The organism is Escherichia sp. E1130, from assembly GCF_005781065.1.
Classification (GTDB): Bacteria; Pseudomonadota; Gammaproteobacteria; order Enterobacterales; family Enterobacteriaceae; genus Escherichia.
Genome location: NZ_VATL01000015.1, coordinates 1 through 17,512, shown reverse-complemented (window position 1 = coordinate 17,512; position 17,512 = coordinate 1). Strand labels below are relative to the sequence as shown.

General features: G+C 52.9%; 11 protein-coding genes. 10 read left to right on the top strand and 1 reads right to left on the bottom strand.

Annotation, left to right across the window (positions count from 1 at the left end):
* Window positions 1–2: 2 nt before the first annotated feature.
* From thyA to recD, 9 genes are all read left to right on the top strand, one after another.
* Window positions 3–797: a thymidylate synthase gene (gene thyA, locus FEK66_RS13770; protein ID WP_000816232.1), complete on the top strand. Its 795-nt coding sequence runs from the start codon at window positions 3–5 to the stop codon at window positions 795–797.
* 184 nt (window positions 798–981) lie between these two features.
* Entirely contained in the window at window positions 982–1,452 is a 471-nt protein-coding gene (locus FEK66_RS13765) for a prepilin peptidase-dependent protein (RefSeq protein ID WP_138158379.1), read from the top strand.
* A complete protein-coding gene (locus tag FEK66_RS13760) occupies window positions 1,443–2,006 on the top strand; it encodes a prepilin peptidase-dependent protein (protein ID WP_135492950.1) in 564 nt (187 codons plus the stop codon). Before FEK66_RS13765 ends, FEK66_RS13760 begins: the two co-directional genes overlap by 10 nt.
* Complete coding sequence (locus FEK66_RS13755) at window positions 2,003–2,410, top strand: DUF2509 family protein (protein ID WP_135495015.1); 408 nt, start codon at window positions 2,003–2,005, stop codon at window positions 2,408–2,410. The genes FEK66_RS13760 and FEK66_RS13755 overlap by 4 nt, the downstream gene beginning before the upstream one ends.
* Window positions 2,395–2,718, top strand: coding sequence for a prepilin-type N-terminal cleavage/methylation domain-containing protein (locus tag FEK66_RS13750; protein ID WP_130207726.1), 324 nt, complete (start codon window positions 2,395–2,397; stop codon window positions 2,716–2,718). The genes FEK66_RS13755 and FEK66_RS13750 overlap by 16 nt, the downstream gene beginning before the upstream one ends.
* Before the next feature lie 12 nt (window positions 2,719–2,730).
* Complete coding sequence (gene recC / locus FEK66_RS13745; protein WP_135495014.1) at window positions 2,731–6,099, top strand: exodeoxyribonuclease V subunit gamma; 3,369 nt, start codon at window positions 2,731–2,733, stop codon at window positions 6,097–6,099.
* A gap of 175 nt (window positions 6,100–6,274) precedes the next feature.
* On the top strand, window positions 6,275–9,163 hold the full coding sequence (gene ptrA, locus FEK66_RS13740) for a pitrilysin (RefSeq protein WP_135495013.1): 2,889 nt from the start codon (window positions 6,275–6,277) through the stop codon (window positions 9,161–9,163).
* A complete protein-coding gene (gene recB / locus FEK66_RS13735; protein WP_135495012.1) occupies window positions 9,156–12,698 on the top strand; it encodes an exodeoxyribonuclease V subunit beta in 3,543 nt (1,180 codons plus the stop codon). Before ptrA ends, recB begins: the two co-directional genes overlap by 8 nt.
* Window positions 12,698–14,524, top strand: coding sequence for an exodeoxyribonuclease V subunit alpha (gene recD, locus FEK66_RS13730; RefSeq protein WP_131162008.1), 1,827 nt, complete (start codon window positions 12,698–12,700; stop codon window positions 14,522–14,524). Before recB ends, recD begins: the two co-directional genes overlap by 1 nt.
* A gap of 81 nt (window positions 14,525–14,605) precedes the next feature.
* Here recD and argA read toward each other — a convergent pair whose 3' ends face one another.
* Window positions 14,606–15,937 (bottom strand): amino-acid N-acetyltransferase, encoded by a 1,332-nt coding sequence (gene argA, locus FEK66_RS13725; protein ID WP_130207716.1) that lies wholly within the window; start codon window positions 15,935–15,937, stop codon window positions 14,606–14,608.
* A 231-nt stretch (window positions 15,938–16,168) separates the two neighbouring features.
* Here argA and amiC point away from each other — a divergent pair, with 231 nt between their 5' ends.
* The gene (gene amiC, locus FEK66_RS13720) at window positions 16,169–17,422 is read left to right on the top strand and encodes an N-acetylmuramoyl-L-alanine amidase AmiC (protein ID WP_135495011.1); all 1,254 of its coding nucleotides are present in this window, start codon (window positions 16,169–16,171) and stop codon (window positions 17,420–17,422) included.
* The last annotated feature ends 90 nt before the right edge of the window (window positions 17,423–17,512 follow it).

The following is a 17,512-nucleotide window of genomic DNA, read 5'->3' as shown; positions in this document are numbered from 1 at the left end:
CCATGAAACAGTATTTAGAACTGATGCAAAAAGTGCTCGACGAAGGCACACAGAAAAACGACCGTACCGGAACCGGAACGCTTTCCATTTTTGGTCATCAGATGCGTTTTAACCTGCAGGATGGATTCCCGCTGGTGACAACCAAACGTTGCCACCTGCGTTCCATCATCCACGAACTACTGTGGTTCCTGCAGGGCGACACCAACATTGCTTATCTGCACGAAAACAATGTCACCATCTGGGACGAATGGGCTGATGAAAACGGTGACCTCGGCCCGGTATATGGCAAACAGTGGCGCGCCTGGCCAACGCCGGATGGACGTCATATTGACCAGATAACCACAGTGCTGAACCAGTTGAAAAACGACCCGGATTCCCGCCGCATTATTGTTTCGGCGTGGAACGTGGGGGAACTGGATAAAATGGCACTGGCTCCATGCCATGCGTTCTTCCAGTTCTATGTCGCAGACGGCAAACTCTCTTGCCAGCTTTATCAACGCTCCTGTGACGTCTTCCTGGGGCTGCCGTTTAACATTGCCAGCTATGCGTTACTGGTGCATATGATGGCGCAGCAGTGCGATCTTGAAGTGGGTGATTTTGTCTGGACCGGTGGCGACACGCACCTGTACAGCAACCATATGGATCAAACCCATCTGCAATTAAGTCGCGAACCGCGTCCGCTGCCGAAGCTGATTATTAAACGTAAACCCGAATCCATCTTCGACTACCGTTTCGAAGACTTTGAGATTGAAGGCTACGATCCGCATCCGGGCATTAAAGCGCCGGTGGCTATCTAATTACGAAACATCCTGCCAGAGCCGACGCCAGTGTGCGTCGGTTTTTTTTACCCTCCGTTAAATTCTTCGAGACGCCTTCCCGAAATTTTGCAACGCCCTGCAACAGGGTAAATAGTCCGGAAGACGGGCCGAAGAAATAGAAACTGGCACTCGTCTTTTTTTCTCCGCGCCGCATACTGCCGGCATGAAAAAACAACGTGGTTATACGCTGATTGAAACGCTGGTCGCGATGCTGATTTTGGTCATGCTAAGTGCAAGTGGACTCTATGGCTGGCAGTACTGGCAGCAGTCGCAACGGTTATGGCAAACCGCCAGCCTGGCGCGAGACTATTTGCTCTATTTACGTGAGGATGCCAACTGGCATAACCGCGACCACAGTATCAGTGTCATCAGGGAGGGAACGTCATGGTGTCTTGCGAGTGCCGCCGCTGGGGCGAATACCTGTCATGGCAGTTCACCGCTGGTCTTTGTGCCTCGCTGGCCCGAAGTCGAAATGAGCGACCTGACACCTTCGCTCACTTTCTTTGGCCTACGCAATACTGCATGGGCCGGACATATTCGCTTCAAAAATTCAGCGGGCGAGTGGTGGTTGGTCGTTTCGCCATGGGGAAGGCTCCGGCTTTGTCAGCAAGGAGAAACAGAAGGATGCTTATAAAAGAGCAAGGTTTTTCTCTACTGGAAGTGCTGATTGCTATGGCAATCAGTAGCGTACTGCTGCTGGGAGCTGCGCGATTTCTGCCCGCATTACAGCGTGAAAGTTTGATTACTACTCGCAAGCTGGCGCTGGAAGATGAAATCTGGCTGCGGGTATTTACAGTCGCGAAGCATCTCCAGAGAGCAGGTTATTGTCATGGAACCTGTCCCGGTGAAGGTCTGAAAATTGTTGGGCAGGGTGACTGCATCATTGTGCAGTGGGATGCGAACAGTAACGGTATCTGGGAGCATGAGCCGGGAAAAGAATCCGACCAGATTGGATTTCGGCTAAAAGACAATGTCCTGGAAACGCTACGCGGCACGACATCCTGTGAAGGTAAGGGCTGGGATAAATTGACCAATCCAGATGCCGTCGTTATCGACACTTTTCAGGTTACCCGACAGGATAACAGCGGTTTCCCGCCGGTGCTGACGGTTAATATGCACGCTGCCAGCAAGGCTGATCCACAAACCGTGGTACTTGCCAGCTATAGCGTGACAGGATTCAACCTGTGAACCGCGAAAAGGGTGTTTCATCGCTGGCACTGGTCCTGATGCTGCTGGTTTTGGGCAGCTTGCTGCTACAAGGAATGAGCCAGCAGGATCGTAGTTTTGCCTCTCGCGTGACTATGGAAAGCCAGTCATTACGCCGTCAGGCCATTGTGCAGTCGGCGCTTGAGTGGGGGAAAATGCATGCCTGGCAGGTACAGCAAGCTGTTCAGTGTTCGCAATATGCCGCAACGGGTGCTCGAGCTTGCCTGCGAAGACTTGCGGATAATAAAGCCTTGCTAATAGCCGGTTATGAAGACGTTTCATTATGGCGAATGGGGGAAGCCATCGATGGGAATATCGTATTTTCGCCACATGGCTGGAGTGATTTTTGTCCGCTGAAAGAGGAGGAGTTATGTCAGCTTCCCTGAAGAATCAGCAAGGTTTTAGCCTGCCGGAGGTGATGTTGGCGATGGTACTGATGGTGATGATTGTCACTGCGTTATCTGGTTACCAGCGAACATTAAGCACCAGTCTTGCCAGCAGAAACCAGTACCAGCAGCTCTGGCGGCACGCCTGGCAGCAAGCACAACTGCGCGCGATTTCGCCACCTGCAAACTGGCAGGTCAACCGAATGCAGACATCGCAGGCGGGATGTGTCAGCATCAGCGTTACGCTATTTTCACCCGGGGGCAGAGAAGGCGAGATGACCCGCCTGCATTGCCCGAATCGTCAGTAGTCAGGAGCCGCTATGTTAAGGGTCTACCATTCCAATCGTCTGGACGTACTGGAAGCGTTGATGGAGTTTATTGTCGAACGCGAACGGCTGGACGATCCTTTCGAGCCAGAAATGATTCTGGTGCAAAGTACCGGTATGGCGCAGTGGCTGCAAATGACCCTGTCGCAGAAATTCGGCATTGCGGCAAACATTGATTTTCCGCTGCCTGCGAGCTTTATCTGGGATATGTTTGTCCGGGTATTACCAGAGATCCCCAAAGAGAGCGCCTTTAACAAGCGGAGTATGAGCTGGAAACTGATGACTCTGCTGCCGCAACTGCTGGATCGCGAAGATTTTACACTATTGCGTCATTACCTGACTGACGATAGCGACAAGCGAAAACTGTTTCAGCTTTCCTCAAAAGCGGCGGACCTGTTTGACCAATATCTGGTCTATCGCCCGGACTGGCTGGCGCAGTGGGAAGCCGGGCATCTGGTTGAAGGGCTGGGAGAAGCGCAGGCCTGGCAAGCGCCGTTGTGGAAGGTGCTGGTGGAATATACCCATGAACTCGGGCAACCGCGCTGGCACCGTGCCAATCTCTATCAACGCTTTATCGAAACACTGGAGTCTGCGACGACCTGCCCACCCGGCTTACCTTCGCGCGTCTTTATATGCGGTATTTCCGCGTTACCGCCTGTTTATCTCCAGGCGCTACAGGCGCTGGGTAAACATATTGAAATCCATCTCCTGTTTACCAACCCTTGCCGTTATTACTGGGGCGATATTAAAGATCCTGCTTATCTGGCGAAACTGCTGACCCGCCAGCGTCGACACAGTTTTGAAGATCGCGAATTGCCGCTATTTCGCGATAGCGAAAATGCAGGACAGCTCTTTAACAGCGACGGTGAACAGGATGTCGGCAACCCGCTACTGGCCTCCTGGGGTAAGTTGGGGCGCGACTACATCTATCTCCTTTCTGACCTGGAGAGCAGCCAGGAGCTGGACGCTTTTGTCGATGTTACGCCAGATAACCTGCTGCATAACATACAGTCCGACATTCTGGAACTGGAAAACCACGCCGTTGCGGGCGTGAACCTCGAAGAGTTTTCCCGTAGCGATAACAAACGCCCGCTTGACCCGCAGGATAGCAGTATCACCTTCCACGTTTGCCATAGCCCGCAGCGTGAAGTTGAAGTTTTGCACGATCGCTTACTGGCGATGCTGGAGGAAGATCCGACACTTACTCCGCGAGATATCATCGTGATGGTGGCCGACATCGACAGCTACAGTCCGTTTATTCAGGCCGTGTTTGGCAGTGCGCCAGCGGATCGGTATCTGCCATATGCCATTTCCGACCGTCGGGCGCGGCAGTCGCATCCGGTACTGGAAGCGTTTATCAGCCTGTTATCGTTGCCGGACAGCCGCTTTGTGTCGGAGGATGTGCTGGCATTACTGGATGTGCCGGTGCTGGCGGCGCGGTTTGACATTACCGAAGAAGGGCTGCGTTACTTGCGCCAGTGGGTCAACGAATCCGGCATTCGTTGGGGCATAGATGACGATAACGTTCGTGAGCTGGAACTCCCCGCCACCGGACAACACACCTGGCGATTTGGCCTGACGCGCATGTTGCTGGGCTACGCGATGGAAAGTGCTCAGGGGGAATGGCAATCGGTTCTACCTTACGATGAATCGAGCGGCCTGATTGCAGAGCTGGTAGGACACCTGGCGTCACTGCTAATGCAGCTAAACATCTGGCGTCGCGGGCTGGCGCAGGAGCGCCCGCTTGAGGAGTGGCTGCCGGTTTGCCGCGATATGCTCAATGCCTTCTTCCTGCCGGATGCGGAAACCGAAGCGGCGATGACGCTTATTGAGCAACAATGGCAGGCGATTATCGCTGAAGGTTTAGGTGCGCAGTATGGCGACGCAGTGCCGCTATCGTTGTTGCGTGATGAACTGGCACAACGCCTGGATCAGGAACGTATCAGCCAGCGTTTTCTCGCGGGGCCAGTTAACATTTGTACTCTGATGCCGATGCGTTCAATTCCGTTCAAAGTGGTTTGCCTGCTGGGAATGAACGACGGCGTTTACCCGCGCCAGCTTGCACCATTAGGCTTTGACCTGATGAGTCAGAAACCGAAGCGCGGTGACCGTAGCCGTCGCGATGATGACCGCTATCTGTTCCTGGAAGCGTTAATATCCGCGCAGCAAAAACTCTATATCAGCTATATCGGCCGCTCTATTCAGGATAACAGTGAACGATTCCCGTCAGTTCTGGTGCAGGAACTGATCGACTACATCGGGCAAAGCCATTATCTACCGGGCGATGAAGCGCTTAACTGTGATGAAAGCGAGGCAAGGGTAAAAGCGCATCTTACTTGCCACCATACCCGGATGCCGTTTGACCCGCAAAACTACCAGCCCGGTAACTTACAAAGCTATGCGCGCGAGTGGCTACCCGCGGCCAGCCAGGCAGGTAAGGCACATTCTGAATTTGTTCAGCCGCTACCGTTTACCTTGCCGGAAACCGTGCCGTTGGAAACGCTACAACGATTCTGGGCGCATCCGGTGCGGGCGTTTTTCCAGATGCGTTTGCAAGTGAACTTCCGTACCGAAGACAGCGAAATTCCCGATACCGAACCTTTTATTCTTGAAGGGATTAGTCGTTATCAAATCAACCAGCAGTTATTAAATGCACTGGTCGAGCAGGATGATGCCGAACGCTTGTTCCGTCGCTTCCGGGCGGCAGGTGATTTGCCGTATGGTGCCTTTGGTGAAATTTTCTGGGAAACACAGTGCCAGGAGATGCAGCAGCTTGCAGACAGAGTCATTGCCTGCCGTCAGCCGGGCCAGAGCATGGAAATCGATCTCGCCTGTAACGGCGTGCAAATAACGGGCTGGTTGCCGCAGGTCCAGTCAGATGGCCTGTTGCGCTGGCGTCCCTCTTTATTAAGTGTGGCGCAGGGAATGCAACTTTGGCTGGAACACCTTGTCTACTGTGCCAGCGGTGGTAATGGTGAAAGTCGCCTTTTTCTACGCAAAGACGGCGAGTGGCGTTTTCCGCCGCTTGCTGCCGAACAGGCTTTGCATTACCTCTCACAGCTGATTGAAGGGTATCGTGAAGGTATGTCCGCGCCATTGCTGGTGTTACCTGAAAGTGGCGGTGCATGGCTAAAAACCTGTTATGACGCAGAAAACGATGCCATGCTGGACGACGAATCCACGTTGCAAAAAGCTCGTTCGAAATTCCTTCAGGCTTACGAAGGCAACATGATGGTGCGTGGCGAAGGTGATGATATCTGGTATCAACGGCTATGGCGGCAATTAACGCCAGAGACAATGGAAGCCATCATTGAACAGTCGCAACGTTTCCTGTTACCGCTGTTTCGCTTTAATCAGTCATGAGTGTTGTATAAAAATTGCGCAATTCATTTGCTTACTTTATGATGCGCACCAGTCACGGACTGATGGTTATATAGACATAGGCTGACTCGTGCAGCACAAGATTAAGTCCTGCCAGATGATTTTCGTTAACGTGTTGAATCTGGGTGGAAAATAAAGTTGATAATGAGGTCCGTGAATGCCCCGCAGCACCTGGTTCAAAGCATTATTGTTGTTTGTTGCCCTTTGGGCACCCTTAAGTCAGGCAGAAACGGGATGGCAGCCGATTCAGGAAACCATCCGTAAAAGCGATAAAGATAACCGCCAGTATCAGGCTATACGTCTGGATAACGGTATGGTGGTATTGCTGGTTTCAGATCCGCAGGCGGTTAAATCGCTTTCGGCGCTGGTAGTGCCCGTTGGGTCGCTGGAAGATCCTGAGGCTTATCAGGGGCTGGCGCATTACCTTGAACATATGAGTCTGATGGGATCGAAAAAGTACCCGCAGGCTGACAGTCTGGCTGAATACCTCAAAATGCACGGCGGCAGTCACAATGCCAGCACCGCGCCGTATCGCACGGCTTTCTATCTGGAAGTTGAGAACGACGCCTTGCCTGGTGCGGTAGACCGCCTGGCCGATGCTATCGCTGAACCCTTGCTCGACAAGAAATATGCCGAACGTGAGCGTAATGCGGTGAACGCCGAACTGACTATGGCACGCACACGTGACGGGATGCGCATGGCGCAGGTCAGCGCAGAAACGATCAACCCGGCGCACCCTGGTTCAAAGTTTTCTGGCGGTAACCTGGAAACCTTAAGCGACAAACCCGGTAATCCGGTGCAGCAGGCGCTGAAAGATTTCCATGAGAAATATTATTCTGCCAATCTGATGAAAGCGGTTATTTACAGCAATAAACCGCTACCAGAACTGGCGAAGATGGCGGCAGACACCTTCGGTCGCGTGCCGGACAAAGAGAGCAAAAAACCGGAAATCACCGTACCGGTAGTCACCGACGCGCAAAAGGGCATTATCATTCATTATGTTCCGGCGTTGCCGCGTAAAGTGCTGCGCGTCGAGTTTCGTATTGATAACAACTCGGCGAAATTCCGTAGTAAAACCGATGAATTGATTACCTATCTGATTGGCAATCGCAGCCCAGGTACACTTTCTGACTGGCTGCAAAAACAGGGATTAGTTGAGGGCATTAGCGCCAACTCCGATCCTATCGTCAACGGCAACAGCGGCGTTTTAGCGATCTCTGCGTCTTTAACCGATAAAGGCCTGGCGAATCGCGATCAGGTTGTGGCGGCAATTTTTAGCTATCTCAATCTGTTACGTGAAAAAGGCATTGATAAACAATACTTCGATGAACTGGCGAATGTGCTGGATATCGACTTCCGTTATCCGTCAATCACCCGTGATATGGATTACGTCGAATGGCTGGCGGACACCATGATTCGCGTTCCTGTGGCGCATACGTTGGACGCGGTCAATATTGCCGATCGGTATGATGCTAAAGCAGTAAAAGAACGTCTGGCGATGATGACGCCACAGAATGCGCGTATCTGGTATATCAGCCCGAAAGAGCCGCACAATAAAACGGCTTATTTTGTCGATGCGCCTTATCAGGTCGATAAAATCAGCGAACAAACTTTCGCTGACTGGCAGCAAAAAGCCGCCAATATTGCGCTCTCCTTACCGGAGCTTAACCCCTATATTCCTGACGATTTCTCGCTGATTAAGTCAGAGAAGAAATACGACCATCCAGAGTTGATCGTGGATGAATCGAACCTGCGTGTGGTGTATGCGCCGAGCCGTTATTTTGCCAGCGAGCCAAAAGCCGATGTCAGCCTGATTTTGCGTAATCCGAAAGCCATGGACAGCGCCCGCAATCAGGTGATGTTTGCGCTCAATGATTATCTCGCAGGGCTGTCGCTTGATCAGTTAAGCAACCAGGCGTCGGTTGGCGGCATTAGTTTTTCCACCAATGCTAACAACGGCCTAATGGTTAATGCTAATGGTTACACCCAGCGTCTGCCGCAGCTGTTCCAGGCATTGCTCGAGGGGTACTTTAGCTATACCGCTACGGAAGATCAGCTTGAGCAGGCAAAATCCTGGTATAACCAGATGATGGATTCCGCAGAAAAGGGCAAAGCGTTTGAGCAGGCGATTATGCCTGCGCAGATGCTCTCCCAGGTGCCTTACTTCTCGCGTGATGAAAGGCGCAAAATTTTGCCTTCCATTACCTTGAAAGAGGTGCTGGCCTATCGCGACGCCTTAAAATCAGGGGCTCGACCAGAGTTTATGGTTATTGGCAACATGACTGAAGCCCAGGCAACAACGCTGGCGCGCGATGTGCAAAAACAGCTGGGCGCTGATGGCTCAGAGTGGTGTCGTAACAAAGATGTACTGGTTGATAAAAAACAATCCGTCATCTTTGAAAAAGCCGGTAACAGCACCGACTCTGCGCTGGCAGCGGTATTTGTACCGACTGGCTACGATGAATACACCAGTTCAGCATATAGTTCTCTGCTGGGGCAGATAGTACAGCCGTGGTTCTACAATCAGCTGCGTACCGAAGAACAGTTGGGCTATGCCGTGTTCGCGTTCCCAATGAGCGTAGGGCGTCAGTGGGGCATGGGCTTCCTGCTTCAAAGCAACGAAAAACAGCCATCGTACCTGTGGGAGCGTTACAAGGCGTTTTTCCCGACAGCAGAAGCGAAATTGCGGGCGATGAAGCCAGAAGAGTTTGCGCAAATCCAGCAGGCGGTTATTACCCAGATGCTGCAGGCACCGCAAACACTCGGCGAAGAAGCATCGAAGTTAAGTAAAGATTTCGATCGCGGCAATATGCGCTTCGATTCGCGTGATAAAATCGTAGCCCAGATTAAACTGCTGACGCCGCAAAAACTGGCCGATTTCTTCCATCAGGCGGTAGTCGAGCCGCAAGGCATGGCTATCCTGTCGCAGATTTCCGGCAGCCAGAATGGGAAAGCAGAATATGTACACCCTGAAGGCTGGAAAGTGTGGGAGAACGTCAGCGCGTTGCAGCAAACAATGCCCCTGATGAGTGAAAAGAATGAGTGATGTCGCCGAGACTCTAGATCCTTTGCGCTTGCCCTTACAGGGCGAGCGCCTGATTGAAGCCTCTGCCGGCACAGGCAAAACCTTTACGATTGCGGCGCTCTATTTGCGCCTGTTACTTGGACTAGGCGGTTCTGCCGCCTTTCCCCGCCCGCTGACCGTTGAAGAACTGCTGGTGGTGACCTTTACCGAGGCTGCCACTGCAGAATTGCGCGGTCGTATCCGTAGCAATATCCACGAGTTGCGCATCGCCTGTTTGCGTGAAACCACCGACAATCCTCTTTATGCACGCCTTCTGGAAGAGATCGACGATAAAGCACAGGCCGCGCAGTGGTTGCTGTTAGCCGAACGGCAGATGGATGAAGCGGCAGTCTTTACCATTCACGGTTTTTGCCAGCGTATGCTCAACCTGAATGCCTTTGAATCCGGCATGTTGTTTGAGCAGCAACTGATTGAAGATGAATCGCTACTGCGCTACCAGGCCTGCGCCGATTTCTGGCGTCGCCATTGCTACCCGTTACCGCGTGAAATTGCTCAGGTAGTGTTTGAAACCTGGAAAGGGCCGCAGGCGTTACTGCGCGATATTAATCGTTATTTGCAAGGCGAAGCGCCGGTTATCAAAGCACCGCCGCCCGATGATGAAACGCTGGTTTCCCGCCACGCGCAAATTGTGGCGCGTATTGATACGGTAAAACAGCAGTGGCGCGACGCAGTGGGTGAACTGGATGCGCTGATCGAATCTTCTGGCATTGATCGACGCAAGTTTAACCGTAGCAATCAGGCTAAATGGATAGACAAGATTAGTGCCTGGGCAGAAGAAGAGACAAACAGTTATCAGTTGCCAGAGTCGCTGGAAAAATTCTCTCAGCGTTTCTTAGAAGATCGCACGAAAGCCGGGGGAGAAACCCCGCGACATCCGCTGTTTGAGGCGATCGATCAACTGCTTGCAGAACCATTGTCGATCCGCGACCTGGTGATCACCCGCGCGTTGGCTGAGATCCGCGAAACGGTAGCGCGTGAAAAACGTCGCCGTGGCGAACTGGGTTTTGACGACATGTTAAGTCGGCTCGATTCCGCGCTGCGTAGCGAAAGCGGTGAGGCTCTGGCGACAGCGATCCGTACGCGATTCCCGGTGGCAATGATCGACGAATTTCAGGATACGGACCCGCAGCAGTACCGGATTTTTCGCCGTATCTGGCACCATCAGCCGGAAACCGCATTGCTGCTAATTGGCGACCCGAAACAGGCCATTTATGCGTTCCGTGGTGCGGATATCTTCACTTATATGAAGGCGCGTAGCGAAGTTCACGCGCACTACACCTTAGATACCAACTGGCGTTCCGCACCAGGAATGGTGAACAGCGTAAATAAGCTTTTCAGCCAGACTGATGACGCGTTCATGTTTCGCGAAATACCGTTTATTCCTGTGAAATCTGCTGGGAAAAATCAGGCACTGCGTTTTGTATTTAAAGGTGAAACGCAGCCAGCGATGAAAATGTGGTTGATGGAAGGCGAAAGCTGCGGCGTTGGCGATTATCAAAGTACGATGGCGCAGGTATGTGCCGCGCAAATCCGCGACTGGTTACAGGCCGGGCAGCGCGGGGAAGCGTTGCTGATGAACGGCGATGATGCACGTCCGGTACGAGCCTCGGACATCAGTGTGCTGGTGCGCAGCCGCCAGGAGGCCGCCCAGGTGCGCGATGCCTTAACGTTGCTGGAAATCCCTTCCGTTTACCTTTCGAACCGCGACAGTGTTTTTGAAACTCTGGAAGCGCAGGAAATGCTTTGGTTGTTGCAGGCGGTGATGACGCCCGAACGTGAGAATACCCTGCGCAGTGCGCTGGCAACGTCAATGATGGGGCTGAATGCGCTGGATATCGAAACGCTGAACAATGACGAAAATGCGTGGGACGCGGTGGTTGAAGAGTTCGATGGTTATCGGCAAATCTGGCGCAAACGCGGCGTCATGCCAATGCTGCGAGCGCTGATGTCGGCGCGCAACATTGCAGAAAACCTGCTGGCAACGGCCGGTGGCGAGCGGCGTCTTACTGACATCTTGCATATCAGCGAACTGCTACAAGAAGCGGGAACGCAGCTGGAAAGTGAACATGCTTTGGTACGTTGGTTATCGCAACATATCCTTGAGCCAGACAGTAATGCCTCCAGCCAACAAATGCGCCTCGAAAGCGACAAACATTTGGTGCAGATCGTCACGATCCACAAATCGAAAGGGCTGGAATATCCGCTGGTCTGGCTGCCGTTTATCACCAATTTCCGTGTACAGGATCAGGCGTTCTATCACGATCGAGGCTCGTTTGAAGCAGTTCTGGATCTTAACGCTGCGCCAGAAAGCGTAGATCTTGCTGAAGCAGAACGTCTGGCTGAAGATCTGCGTTTGCTTTACGTGGCGCTCACGCGTTCGGTCTGGCATTGCAGTCTCGGTGTTGCGCCGCTGGTGCGCCGTCGTGGCGATAAAAAAGGTGACACCGACGTTCATCAAAGTGCGCTCGGGCGCTTGCTGCAAAAAGGAGAACCGCAAGATGCGGCAGGGCTTCGCGCCTGTATTGAAGCATTGTGCGATGATGACATAGCCTGGCAAACGGCACAAACCAGTGATAACCAGCCATGGCAGGTTAATGATGCTTTAACTGCAGAACTGAATGCCAGGACGTTACAACGATTGCCCGGCGATAACTGGCGCGTCACCAGCTACTCTGGTTTGCAACAGCGTGGTCACGGTATCGCCCAGGATCTGATGCCTCGGCTGGATGTCGATGCTGCAGGCGTTGCCAGCGTCGTTGAAGAACCGACGTTAACACCACATCAGTTTCCGCGCGGTGCGTCACCGGGGACGTTCTTGCACAGTTTGTTTGAAGACCTGGATTTTACCCAGCCGGTTGACCCGAACTGGGTGCGGGAAAAACTGGAGCTTGGCGGTTTTGAAGCGCACTGGGAACCTGTGTTAACTGAGTGGATCACCGCTATTCTTCAGGCACCACTCAATGAAACGGGTGTTAGCCTGAATCAGCTTTCCGACCGCGATAAACAGGTGGAGATGGAGTTTTATCTGCCGATTAGTGAACCGCTTATCGCCAGTCAGCTTGATACGTTAATCCGCCAGTTTGACCCGCTATCCGCAGGCTGCCCGCCGCTGGAGTTCATGCAGGTGCGCGGCATGTTAAAAGGTTTTATTGACCTGGTGTTTCGCCACGAAGGGCGTTATTACCTGCTCGACTATAAATCCAACTGGTTGGGTGAAGACAGTTCGGCTTACACCCAACAGGCTATGGCAGCGGCGATGCAGGCACACCGCTATGATCTGCAATATCAGCTTTATACCCTGGCGCTGCACCGTTATCTGCGCCATCGCATTGCTGATTACAACTATGATCGTCACTTTGGCGGCGTTATCTATCTGTTCCTGCGTGGCGTTGATAAAGAACATCCGCAACAAGGGATCTACGCGACCCGACCCAACGCCGAGTTGATTGACCTGATGGATGAGATGTTTGCCGGTATGACCCTGGAGGAGGCGTAATGAAATTGCAAAAGCAATTACTGGAAGCTGTGGAGCACAAACAGCTACGCCCGCTGGATGTGCAATTTGCCCTGACCGTGGCGGGAGATGAACATCCTGCCGTCACCCTCGCGGCGGCACTGTTAAGTCATGATGCCGGAGAGGGACACGTCTGTTTGCCGCTTTCACGACTGGAAAATAACGAGGCGTCGCATCCGCTGTTGGCGACCTGTGTCAGTGAAATCGGTGAGCTACAAAATTGGGAAGAATGCTTGCTGGCTTCACAAGCGGTCAGCCGGGGAGATGAACCAACGCCGATGATCCTCTGTGGCGATCGCCTTTATCTGAATCGCATGTGGTGTAACGAGCGTACGGTGGCGCGCTTCTTCAATGAGGTGAATCATGCCATCGAGGTGGATGAAGCGTTGCTGGCGCAAACGCTGGATAAACTCTTTCCGCCTGGTGATGAAGTTAACTGGCAAAAAGTGGCGGCAGCAGTGGCACTGACGCGGCGCATTTCGGTAATTTCCGGCGGCCCCGGCACAGGTAAAACGACGACCGTGGCGAAGTTGTTGGCTGCGTTAATTCAGATGGCCGACGGTGAACGCTGTCGTATCCGCCTGGCTGCGCCAACGGGGAAAGCTGCCGCACGCTTAACAGAATCTCTCGGCAAGGCTCTGCGCCAGTTACCGCTGACCGATGAACAAAAGAAACGCATACCAGAAGACGCCAGCACCTTGCACCGCCTCCTGGGCGCGCAGCCAGGTAGCCAGCGTTTACGCCATCATGCGGGTAACCCGCTGCATCTTGATGTGCTGGTGGTGGATGAAGCGTCAATGATTGATCTGCCTATGATGTCTCGGCTGATCGATGCCTTGCCCGATCATGCGCGAGTGATCTTCCTCGGCGATCGCGATCAACTGGCCTCGGTTGAGGCTGGAGCTGTGCTGGGCGATATCTGTGCTTATGCCAATGCGGGCTTTACCGCAGAGCGTGCCGGGCAGTTGAGCCGCCTGACGGGAAGCCACGTTCCGGCGGGAAGCGGCACAGAAGCGGCATCATTGCGCGATAGTCTCTGCCTGCTGCAAAAGAGTTACCGTTTCGGCAGCAACTCTGGCATTGGTCAGCTTGCGGCGGCTATTAATCGTGGCGATAAGACGGCAGTGAAAACAGTTTTTCAGCAGGATTTTACTGATATCGAAAAACGGCTTTTACAGAGCGGCGAAGATTATATTGCGATGCTTGAGGAAGCTCTTGCGGGTTACGGACGCTATCTGGATCTGCTTCAGGCACGTGCCGAGCCGGATTTAATCATTCAGGCGTTCAATGAGTATCAGCTTTTGTGCGCCCTGCGGGAAGGGCCGTTTGGCGTGGCAGGACTGAATGAGCGAATTGAACAGTTTATGCAACAGAAGCGCAAAATTCATCGTCATCCGCACTCGCGCTGGTACGAAGGCCGGCCGGTGATGATTGCCCGTAATGACAGTGCGCTTGGGTTGTTTAATGGTGATATCGGTGTCGCTCTGGATCGCGGGCAGGGGACGCGCGTCTGGTTTGCAATGCCGGATGGCAATATCAAGTCGGTGCAACCGAGTCGCCTGCCGGAGCACGAAACCACGTGGGCGATGACAGTACATAAATCGCAGGGATCGGAGTTCGACCATGCGGCGTTGATTTTACCGAGCCAACGCACGCCGGTAGTAACGCGAGAGCTGGTTTACACCGCGGTGACCCGCGCGCGTCGGCGTTTGTCATTGTATGCCGATGAACGCATTTTAAGTGCGGCAATCGCTACGCGCACCGAGCGGCGTAGCGGGCTGGCAGCGTTGTTTGGTTCGCGGGGATAAATGTGATTGCCTGATGCGACGCATGTGCGTCTTATCATGCCTACGAGTGTTACGCATGTCGCATCTGGCGATTTCCATCGCTTACCCTAAATCCGCCATCAACACCTTTGATTTACGCTGGTAGTTGTACAACTGCTTTTTGCTCTCCGGCAGCAAATCAATATCCACCGGGGTAAATCCGCGTTCCTGGAACCAGTGAATACTGCGCGTAGTCAGTACAAACAATTTGCTTAAGCCGCTCTGCTTCGCCTGGGCTGCAATGCGTTCCAGCAAAACCTCGCCCCTTGATGAACTGCGGTAATCCGGGTGAACTGCCACACAGGCCATTTCACCTATCTTCTCTTCCGGGAATGGATAGAGCGCGGCGCAGGCAATAGTCGTGTTATCGCGCTGAATAATAGTGAATTTGTCGATTTCCATCTCCAGTTGCTCGCGAGAACGACGCACCAGAATACCTTGCTGCTCCAGTGGGCGAATCAACTCCAGAATACCGCCAATATCGTTGATTGTTGCGCGACGAATCTGCTCGGCGCTTTCCATCACAATCTGCGTACCGATACCGTCGCGTGAGAACAACTCTTGCAACAGCGCGCCATCTTCCTGATAACTGATTAAATGACAGCGACGCACGCCGCTGCGGCAGGCTTTCACTGCGCCACGCAAAAAGCGCACCGTACCGGAGTTGTAATCGCCTTTCTCTTCCTGGACTTCTACCCGCGCTTGCGCTTCGTTAGGGAAAAGTTCGGAGACAATATCACCGTCGTCATTAGTGACACCCTGTGAAGAGCAAAAACCAATCATCTTCTCAGCTTTCAGTTTGATGGCCAGTTGAGTGGCAATCTCTTCCGAGGTCAGGTTAAAGCTCTCGCCAGTGACCGAAACCGCCACCGGCCCCATCAGCACAATCGCACCGCTGTCCAGTTGGCGATGAATCGCTTCTTCATCAATCCGCCGGATGCGCCCGCTATGGCAGTAATCCACACCATCATCCACGCCCAGCGGCTGGGCAATAATAAAATTGCCGCTGACGACGTTGATATGCGCGCCTTGCAACGGCGTGTTGTTGAGGCTCATTGACAGGCGAGCGGTAATATCCAGTTGTAACGTACCCGCAGCCTGCTTCACCAGCTCCAGCGTTTTGGCGTCGGTCACGCGCGTATTCTTGTGATATAGCGGCTCGTGGTGATGCGCTGCAAGATTTGCGTCGATCTGGGGACGTGCGCCATAAACCACCACCAGACGGATGCCGAGGCTGTGCAACAACCCAATATCATTGACAATACTGGAGAAATTTTCATGCTCAATGGCTTCTCCGCCGAGCATGATGACAAACGTTTTTCCCCGGTGGGTATTGATATAGGGAACCGAATGGCGGAATCCCTCGACCAGCTCGGTTTTACGTTCCTTTACCACGGCACACCTCTTTGCATGATTATTCGAAATTATTGTATTTTTATTCTGTTTTTTCGCCGTGCGCAAGTGCAAATTTTATGCGAGTGCGACTTTTTTATCAGTAATACCGTGAATATAAATAGAATGTTTACCGTTTAATAGATGACAGATTATGCGTCTTTCGCTAAAGTTTCCGGTCAAATTGTTCGTTTACTTGTTACACAGCTTAGATTTCTTTTGCTCGGGAGAGGCATGTCAGGATCCAACACTGCAATCAGCCGTCGTCGTTTACTGCAAGGCGCGGGCGCCATGTGGCTATTGAGCGTAAGCCAGGTGAGTCTGGCTGCGGTCAGCCAGGTCGTGGCGGTGCGCGTCTGGCCTGCGTCCAGCTACACCCGCGTGACGGTAGAATCAAATCGTCAGCTGAAATATAAGCAGTTCGCGTTGAGTAACCCAGAACGCGTGGTGGTGGATATCGAAGATGTAAACCTGAACTCGGTGCTCAAAGGGATGGCTGCGCAAATCCGCGCTGACGACCCGTTCATCAAGTCGGCACGCGTCGGCCAATTTGATCCGCAAACCGTGCGGATGGTTTTTGAGTTAAAGCAAAATGTAAAACCGCAGATGTTTGCCCTCGCGCCGGTCGCCGGGTTTAAAGAACGTCTGGTGATGGACCTTTATCCGGCCAATGCTCAGGACATGCAGGACCCATTGCTGGCGCTGCTGGAAGATTACAACAAAGGCGACCTCGAAAAGCAGGTGCCGCCAGCGCAGAGTGGCCCACAGCCAGGCAAGGCCGGGCGCGATCGTCCGATTGTCATTATGCTCGACCCTGGCCACGGCGGCGAAGACTCCGGCGCGGTGGGGAAATACAAAACGCGCGAAAAAGACGTGGTATTGCAAATAGCTCGCCGTCTGCGCTCTCTGATCGAGAAAGAGGGCAATATGAAGGTTTACATGACGCGTAATGAAGACATCTTCATTCCGTTGCAAGTGCGCGTAGCAAAAGCACAGAAACAGCGTGCTGATTTGTTTGTCTCTATTCATGCCGACGCCTTTACCAGTCGCCAGCCGAGCGGTTCCTCGGTGTTTGCGCTCTCTACCAAAGGCGCAACCAGTACTGCGGCAAAATATCTGGCACAAACCCAGAACGCCTCGGACTTGATTGGTGGTGTGAGCAAAAGCGGCGACCGCTATGTCGACCACACCATGTTCGATATGGTGCAGTCGTTGACCATTGCCGACAGCCTGAAGTTTGGTAAGGCCGTGCTAAATAAGCTGGGGAAAATCAACAAACTGCATAAGAATAAGGTTGAGCAGGCCGGGTTTGCTGTGCTGAAAGCGCCAGATATTCCTTCCATTCTGGTCGAAACGGCGTTTATCAGTAACGTTGAGGAAGAACGCAAATTGAAAACGGCGACTTTCCAGCAGGAAGTTGCGGAGTCTATTCTTGCGGGAATTAAAGCGTATTTTGCCGATGGGGCGACGCTGGCGAGAAGAGGATGATAAAAAGGCGCTGAATGGCGCTTTTTTTATGGGAGAATAGAAACAAAAAAACACCCGTTAGGGTGTTCAATAATTGGTTGCGGGGGCCGG